The sequence below is a fragment of the Pontibacillus yanchengensis genome, assembly GCF_009856295.1.
Taxonomy (GTDB): domain Bacteria; phylum Bacillota; class Bacilli; order Bacillales; family BH030062; genus Pontibacillus; species Pontibacillus yanchengensis_A.
Genome location: NZ_WMEU01000013.1, coordinates 51063 through 57062, shown reverse-complemented (window position 1 = coordinate 57062; position 6000 = coordinate 51063). Strand labels below are relative to the sequence as shown.

Here is a 6000-nt window from a genome sequence, read left to right as displayed (position 1 = left end):
TTTTTTTATATTATATTAGTCTTTAATAGATGCTGTAATGATTTATTAGCAAACAAAGATAAACAAATGAATGTATTTGCTTTTGTTAATTTGTTACATTTATGTGTGTATTGTTATAGTTTTCTAAAGATATGTTTGTTTTTAATCTTAATGCTACAATTACCCGTTAGAATTAGGTAGAATAGGTTTGCCGTTACAAATGGGATAAATGAATTAGCTTGTAATGGAAAAGGGGTATCAATCATGATTTTTGAGGTTATAAAAGAGCATCAAAGCAGCCAACAAGAACCTATACAGCTAAAAATAGGGGATCGTGTTTCGTTTAGTGATCGCTTGAGTGGACCTGAAGGGTGGGAACGTTGGATTTATTGCTATATTGAAGAGACAAACCTCGAGGGATGGGTACCAGAGCAAATTATATATAAATATAAAGAAAACCAAGGCGTGTTAATGAGAGATTATGTCGCGAAAGAATTAAATGTGAAAGTCGGAGATAAATTTCAGTTAATAGAAGAATTAAATGGGTGGATAAGAGGACGATTGATATCATCAAGCGAAGAAGGCTGGCTGCCGAAGGATCATATCGAACCAAGCAGAGAATAAAACGTGCATGTAACCTAGGAACTGTGGGTTACATGTTTTTTATTGTCTAGATAAGATGTACGTTCGATTCAATGTTGGTGCGTTATATAGATGCTGCATAATAACGCTCCTTTTAATTGAGCAACATTATATATATAGTCACATTCATTCTAATTTTATTTTCCCCTTTTGATTAAGTTTCCAAACTTTAACAAAAATCTACATATAAACCATGATTCTTGGTGATTCATAATTGAAATTGGTAAGATTATATAGAGATACATACTAAGGAGGAACTTGACTAATGGAAAATACACAAAAAGATTTTTTATTTGAATTATTAACAACAGCATCTCCATCAAGTATGGAGATGGGCATCCAGAAGAAATGGATGGAATACATTAAACCGTTTGCTGATGAGATTCGTACTGATAATGCTGGTAATGTTATTGGTGTACTTAATCCAGATGCCGACTTTAAAATTTTATTGGCTGGACATTGTGATGAAATTGCTCTAGTCATTAATCGCATTGATGACCATGGTTTTCTTCACTTTGATAAAATGGGGGGCATTAACCCTAAAGCTGCAGTAGGTATGAAAGTTACTGTGCTTGGACAAGGTCGCTCGATTACTGGTGTAGTTGGAGTCAATGCTCAACACCATGGTGGTCTAAAAGGTGACTTTGGGTTAGATGATTTATTTATTGATTGTGGAGCGAAGTCAAAAGAAGAAATAGAAAAATTTGTGCAAATTGGGGATTTAGCTGTCTATAAACGAGAGCCAGAACTATTAATGGATCGCTATATTTCTGGTAGGGGATTAGACAATCGAACAGGAGCATTTATCGTGGCGGAAGTATTACGTCGCCTATCTGAAAAAAATATTAATATAGGTGTCTATGCGGCTAGTACTGTGAATGAGGAAACGAACATGGGTGGAGCTTATTTTGCAGCAGCTGGCTTAGAACCTTCAATGGCAATTGCAGTAGATGTTACCTTCGCTACGGATTATCCACATGTGAATAAAAATAAATATGGGGATGTCCGCTTAGACCATGGACCTGTGTTGGCAAAAGGAGCTCCAATCAATCTGAAAATCAATCGATTATTGGAAAACGCTGCACGTTCTCTAGATATGAACGTACAATATGAATTAACGCCACGGATGACAGGGACAGACGCAGACAAAATGCGCTTAACTGGACGTGGTGTTCCTGTTAGTTTAGTATCTCTACCTTTACGTTACATGCACTCTCCTGTGGAAACAGCTAGTGTTCAAGATATGGAGGAAGAAATTGACTTACTAGTGCAAATGATCAGTGGCATGACAGGAAAGGAAAGTTTAAATCCATTGGAAGACTAATACACACTATTTATGGCAATTAAAACATTTTGCTGTTCAAATTGATTCTTTTTGATTATAATGAGAATAGTATTCAACTAAATAACGATTCCATCTTCGGGGCAGGGTGAAATTCCCGACCGACGGTGAGGAACCCACTTGGTGTTCTAAGTCCGTGACCCGGGAGGCCTTTTTTGGCCGAGCGGTGGACCTGGTGAGAATCCGGGACCGACAGTTACAGTCTGGATGGGAGAAGATGTAGAGCGAAAAGTAGGTATTTTTATACCTTTATTTGCCTATGGTCTTTTTTAACGAACCCTGAAGTCAATGAAACATGGCTTGAGGGTTTTTTTGATGGACTTTAATCAAATAGGTACTGTTCGCTCACCTTCATCTGGGATGTGAATCGGTAGAAAGAGATGAAGGAGGAGATCGATGATGCAACCAAGCAAAGGGCGCTCATCAAAGCTTTTGAAGCTCATTACGTTATCGTTAATGAGCACAATTTCACTGTTACTAATGCTACTAGATTTTCCTTTACCACTTTTACCTGGATTTCTTAAGGTAGATTTAAGTGATGTGCCAGCATTATTTGCTGCACTATTATTCTCTCCAATCGCTGGTGTGATTGTGGAGGGAATTAAGAATCTATTACATTTTATACTTGGAAGTGGCGACCCTATAGGAGCATCTGCAAACTTCTTTGCAGGGCTGATGTTAGTTTTACCTGTATCTATGATTTATCACAGATATAAGAGTGTAAAAAGTGTCGTATCTGGTCTAGTGACAGGAACAATCGTAATGGCTGTTGGAATGTCTGTATTAAATTACTTTGTAATTCTACCTGCATATTCATGGATGATGGGTTTTGAACTTGAAGGAACTAAACTAGGCTACATCACAGCGGGGATTATTCCGTTTAATGTGATCAAAGGAATCCTCGTCGGTATTTTATTTGTACCACTGTTTGTGAAGCTGAAGCCTTGGTTTGAACAAAAGCGAGTAAATGTAACGTAATGAATCACTTAATAAAAAGTAGATAGAGCCTGTGGCATTGTGCCGCAGGCTTTTCTTATGCGTAAAGAAAGTATAAGTTCATTCGCTTACAGGTCTCGTTCCAGCGCTTACTCCTTTTTGGTTTTAAGCAAATCCTATCCCTCCCGAAACGTAACAAGAACAGGGGAGCGCTAAAACGGTGAAGTAAAACACCTTAGTAATATCGTAAACATAAAAACTCTGATCGCCATTTTTGGTGATTAGGGTTTTTTAAGGGAAATTACTCTATTTAAGGATGTTTGTATTTGATAAACTAATAACCAATATTTGTTATTAGTTGAGTTTATCAATCTTGAAAAAATGATAACTTTAATAAAAGTAGTATATTACATTTTTGCGATAGCAGTATTAGTGTTGGCGTTGAATTTTGAAGGTAAATATGTATCTTATTTACTTCTCCCTATGATAGCGTTATTTTTAACCCAAGGTTATCTACAACGGAAAGTAAAAGAGAGAGAAAATAGTTGATTATGCTCTGTAGCAAAATGCAACATGACCAGGCTTTGGTCAAGGCGCATGAGCCTTTCCATTGTCTATATTTATCATTGAGAAGATAAGTTTAAAATTATAAAAAGGTAAAGAAAAGGCGAACAAGTGAGGGGGAGTGTTTATGCACTATGAAGAAAAAATAGTTGCCTATGCTGAAATGTTCAATCAAAAAAAGGATTATGTACAGTGCCATCACATTAGTCGAGAGATGCTATTAGAGGGGGAGCATCGGGATGTCGCGAAGTGTTTGGCTACATTATCGGCTTTGTTGGAGCAGGCTGAGAAGGAAAAGTGGGCTGGGTATCAAAAATTATATAGTAAGTTGATGTTGCAATTGAATCAAGTGGAGGGATTTCCTTTTGATCGACCGAGCCTTATTCGTCAGTTGCAAACATTTGATGAGCAAGTGAAACAGAGTGTGGAGGTCCCTACTATTACCCTTTATAAGACAATGTAATGGGAAGTGTTTAAAATGAGAGCTATGGATAAAATTAAAGTCATAGAAGCTGATGCATACCTAACGATTGAGGATACAAATGTTCTGTCCACAGATGAAATGATGCAGTTGGTCAAGCATGAATTATCCGAGAAACTCCTTAACCAATATAAAAATATAACCGTTCTGGTACATAGCAATTTTCCAGAACAGGTAGAGCAATCTTTAATACAAAGAGGGTTCTATTTCCATGATGAAACTCTCTTTGTACAGAAGAAATTACAGAACGAAGAAATAACTTTCGATTCAGCAATAACTTTGTCATCATTACACCATGTATCCTTAGATACCTTTAAAGAAACTTGGCTAGAAGTAATGTCTGGTTCTCTTAATGCACCTTCTTCTTTACATATGAATGAGCAAATGATGGGTGTTAAAAAAGAGTTGGGGGAGGCATATAAGCATTCTTGTCTTCTTGCATATGAGCAAGAAAAGATAATTGGGATTGTTATGCCTCATATTGAGCCTGGAACAATGAATGAAGGGAGATTGTTTTATTTTGGGCTCATTCCATCTGAGAGAGGAAAAGGCAAGAGTCGAAAACTACATCAAAGAGCATTGGGAATATTGCAACAAGACTTTCAAGCCAGGTATTATATTGGAGCGACTAGTGTTCATAATAAGCCTATGGTTAATACATTTATTTGGAATGGATGCGAAATAATGGAATCTTATAAAGTATATAAGCGTGTAAGGGGAAACTAAAAAGCATGGTGATAAGAGGTAGTTCTTTTCACCATGCCATGATTAATTATCGCACTTTTATTCCCTCTTTTTAAAGGAAGAATATATAACAACGAAGCCGCTGCCGCAGCATAGACGTCGCTATACGGGGGTGCCAAATCTTTTCTTTACGCGTTTTCTTCCTCTTCTACAAGGTAGCGTGCTGTAGGCATCGCTTGTAGACGTTCGAAAGGAATTGGTTTACCAGACTTCTCTGAGTATCCGTATTTTCCATTTTCAATACGCTCTATTGCAGCATTAATTTCCTCCAACTGTTCTCGTGCATGAATATTGAGGGTGTAATCCTTACTTTGTTCAAAGTTTTCTGTTCCTACATCACCTGGGTGATTATCGACTTCTGATAGTTCACCAACTGAGCTTTCTGGTCCACCCTCTGAGCTTTCGTATCCTTTATGGTTATCGAGTTCTTTTTCAGCCTCTTGTTTCATGTTGTATAGTCTGTTTTTAAGGTCTTGTATTTGTTCATTCGTTAACATGACTGGGCTCCTTTCAAGTAGAGGAGCTTCTATTTTGGAACGACACCTACTGTACAACGGGAAACGCAAATTAATGCGTCACTTTCATCGACAATGTTGATTTCCCAAACCATTGTACTTTTACCAATGTGTGTAGGTGTTGCAACTCCATAAACAAGGCCACTGCGTTTACTTTTGATGTGGTTGGCATTGATCTCAATACCAAATACATTATACTGTTCCATGTCCACGTGGAGAATGGAACCAATACTTGCCGCTGTTTCAGCTAGTGCGACACTGGCCCCGCCATGCAAAAAACCGAGTGGCTGGTGAGTTCGTTCATCCACAGGCATAGAAAGTACAACACGGTCCTTGGTTAGAGTTACTTCTTCCATTCCAAGAGCTCCTAGCATTGTATTTTTGTAATCCATTTCCATTAGTTCATCTTCCTTTCTAAAATATTTCCTTTTTAACGAAGTACAAAACATCAGTATTGGGTATGTATTCAAGTTACTATATGAAAAATCCTTCCAGTAGTTTATAAAGAAAGGTGCAAGCGACCATTAATCGACACCGGTACATCCCATGAAGACATGGTACGCCAGTTTGTGGCCTGCTCGTTTTGTGGTGGTCGCTTCTAATTTTCAAATGTCGCTCCTGTTTTGCGATTCTCGCTCGGAAAACACGGAAAGTCGCTCCAGAGATGCTGTGACCTTATATTCTTTAGTCCGGCTTCAAGCATCTATGTTGAGCCATCTTACATTATATATGCAAAGCAATCCGATATTTACCTGTTGTAAGGAGGAGCAGAAAGTTTGCTAGTCGCTAGGCGCAGT

7 protein-coding genes and 1 riboswitch are annotated in these 6000 nt (G+C 37.8%); of the genes, 5 read left to right on the top strand and 2 right to left on the bottom strand.

Translation table 11 applies throughout. The features are described from left to right. Positions 1–243: 243 nt before the first annotated feature. The 5 genes from GLW08_RS20695 (at position 244) to GLW08_RS20675 (ending at position 4670) form a co-directional block, all read left to right on the top strand. Positions 244–603: an SH3 domain-containing protein gene (locus tag GLW08_RS20695; RefSeq protein ID WP_160850510.1), complete on the top strand. Its 360-nt coding sequence runs from the start codon at positions 244–246 to the stop codon at positions 601–603. Between the two features lie 283 nt (positions 604–886). Continuing rightward, complete coding sequence (locus GLW08_RS20690; protein WP_160850509.1) at positions 887–1945, top strand: M20/M25/M40 family metallo-hydrolase; 1059 nt, start codon at positions 887–889, stop codon at positions 1943–1945. 88 nt (positions 1946–2033) lie between these two features. Further along, positions 2034–2186, top strand: a riboswitch (FMN riboswitch). 176 nt (positions 2187–2362) lie between these two features. Further along, complete coding sequence (locus GLW08_RS20685) at positions 2363–2941, top strand: ECF transporter S component (protein WP_160850516.1); 579 nt, start codon at positions 2363–2365, stop codon at positions 2939–2941. A 649-nt stretch (positions 2942–3590) separates the two neighbouring features. Further along, complete coding sequence (locus GLW08_RS20680; RefSeq protein WP_160850508.1) at positions 3591–3926, top strand: hypothetical protein; 336 nt, start codon at positions 3591–3593, stop codon at positions 3924–3926. A gap of 15 nt (positions 3927–3941) precedes the next feature. Then, positions 3942–4670 carry a GNAT family N-acetyltransferase gene (locus tag GLW08_RS20675; RefSeq protein WP_160850507.1) on the top strand — a complete coding sequence of 243 codons (729 nt, stop codon included), beginning with the start codon at positions 3942–3944 and terminating at the stop codon, positions 4668–4670. A gap of 146 nt (positions 4671–4816) precedes the next feature. Here the strand turns inward: GLW08_RS20675 and GLW08_RS20670 are convergent, their stop codons facing one another. Together GLW08_RS20670 and GLW08_RS20665 are read right to left on the bottom strand one after the other, a co-directional pair. Further along, positions 4817–5185, bottom strand: coding sequence for a hypothetical protein (locus GLW08_RS20670; protein ID WP_160850506.1), 369 nt, complete (start codon positions 5183–5185; stop codon positions 4817–4819). A 29-nt stretch (positions 5186–5214) separates the two neighbouring features. Further along, entirely contained in the window at positions 5215–5595 is a 381-nt protein-coding gene (locus GLW08_RS20665) for a hotdog fold thioesterase (RefSeq protein WP_160850515.1), read from the bottom strand. Between the last annotated feature and the right edge of the window lie 405 nt (positions 5596–6000).

Bases quoted from the DNA above. Each gene is read 5' to 3' on its own strand.
- GLW08_RS20695 (WP_160850510.1), top strand. From the start codon at position 244: ATGATTTTTGAGGTTATAAAAGAGCATCAAAGCAGCCAACAAGAACCT.
- GLW08_RS20690 (WP_160850509.1), top strand. From the start codon at position 887: ATGGAAAATACACAAAAAGATTTTTTATTTGAATTATTAACAACAGCA.
- GLW08_RS20685 (WP_160850516.1), top strand. From the start codon at position 2,363: ATGCAACCAAGCAAAGGGCGCTCATCAAAGCTTTTGAAGCTCATTACG.
- GLW08_RS20680 (WP_160850508.1), top strand. From the start codon at position 3,591: ATGCACTATGAAGAAAAAATAGTTGCCTATGCTGAAATGTTCAATCAA.
- GLW08_RS20675 (WP_160850507.1), top strand. From the start codon at position 3,942: ATGAGAGCTATGGATAAAATTAAAGTCATAGAAGCTGATGCATACCTA.
- GLW08_RS20670 (WP_160850506.1), bottom strand. From the start codon at position 5,185: ATGTTAACGAATGAACAAATACAAGACCTTAAAAACAGACTATACAAC.
- GLW08_RS20665 (WP_160850515.1), bottom strand. From the start codon at position 5,595: ATGGATTACAAAAATACAATGCTAGGAGCTCTTGGAATGGAAGAAGTA.